1 pseudogene is annotated in these 1445 nt (G+C 62.9%); it reads left to right on the top strand.

The window, feature by feature from the left end:
• Positions 1 to 87: 87 nt before the first annotated feature.
• Positions 88 to 858, top strand: a pseudogene (locus FKW31_RS15840) (DUF2493 domain-containing protein); the annotation flags it as partial.
• Between the last annotated feature and the right edge of the window lie 587 nt (positions 859 to 1445).

Here is a 1445-nt window from a genome sequence, read left to right as displayed (position 1 = left end):
TTATAGCTTACGAAAATTTCTTTTGTGCAAAACAGACTTTTTCATAATCTAACCCGATGTACAACCCTTCTGTGAGATTTCCGCGTCGACGCCCTGTCAGCCACGCTGACCGACACGCGGCTGGAACCCGATCTCGAACCGCTGCTCTGGTCCACCGTCAATGTCTTTCACCGCATGGTCGGGCAGGTCGAACGCGATCTTGACCGCAACGAGACGGCGCAGAAACGCAGCCAGCAGGAACAGGATGGCAGCGAGATCCGCTCGGTGGAACTGGAACGCCTCATTGCCGAGGGGCTGACCCTGCTGGAACGACGCAACGCCTACGAGATATTCCGCGACCTCGCCTGCGACCAGTTCGAGCGCCTGATGATGTCGCCCTGGCGACCGCGCTCCGGTTCGCTGGTCAGCCGCAGCACCCTGACGGCGTCGATGATCGACAGCCGCGATTTCCTCAACGCCCGCCGTAAGGCCGAGACGGAACTGCTCGTGCCGCCGGGGCCAAAGGTCGCGGTCACCGGCGGGCTCGATTACGAGGATCATCGCCTGATCTGGAACCGGCTGGACAAGGTGCGCGAGAAACACCCCGATATGGTGCTGCTGCATGGCGGCTCACCCAAAGGAGCGGAATTCATCGCCTCCCGCTGGGCCGATCATCGCGAGGTCGCGCAGATTGCCTTCAAGCCCGACTGGAACCGGTACGGCAAGGCCGCCCCGTTTCGGCGGAATGACGCCCTGCTGAAAGTCCTGCCCGTCGGGGTCATGGTATTTCCGGGTTCGGGTATTCAGGACAATCTGGCCGACAAGGCCAAACAGATGGGCATCCCGGTCTGGCGGTTCCGCAAGGACAGTGGCGCGTAAGCGCCATTGTCTTTTTCGATGCATCCCGAAAACAATAATCGCTACTTCCGATTTTTCGCGGAACACCGATCGATCAGAACTATCTGTCGGGCTCCCAGTTGCCCGCGCTGCCGGTTGAAGCAAACGGGGTTGATCGCGCCCCGGAAGGCCCCGCCCGGAGAGATCGGGTGCGGGGCGTGACCTCTTTCCCCGTTCCGGCTGCGGGGACGATGGATGAGGGAGCGATGGCCCCCTTCCTCGTCGGTGAAGGTCGAAACAGCAGCGGCGAAGGAGGGATCGTCCAGCGGGCAACCGGCTGGCCTGCCTTCGTTGGAACGACGGGTCCATAGGATGCGGCCCGAACCGCTCGCAGCAGGGACGCGGCAGTCGGGGGCGGGTGTCAGGCCGTGATCCGCGCCACCAGCATGGAAGACGGTCACACCGGGCGAGCGCGATATCCTCCTATGTCGCACGTTCCCCACCTGTCGGACCGGTCATGCCGGCATCGTCTCTCCATGGGGCTGGCGGGTCCGCACACCATGGCCTCTGTCGGATGGCTGATCTAGCCGAAGACCGGCTGCGCCTCGATCGGCTGGCCGCAACGGCGT

This window comes from Acetobacter sp. DmW_136 (genome assembly GCF_008690365.1).
Classification (GTDB): domain Bacteria; phylum Pseudomonadota; class Alphaproteobacteria; order Acetobacterales; family Acetobacteraceae; genus Acetobacter; species Acetobacter oryzifermentans.
Note: the sequence above shows the minus strand (reverse complement) of the source record. Positions and strands in the feature narration are given on the sequence as shown.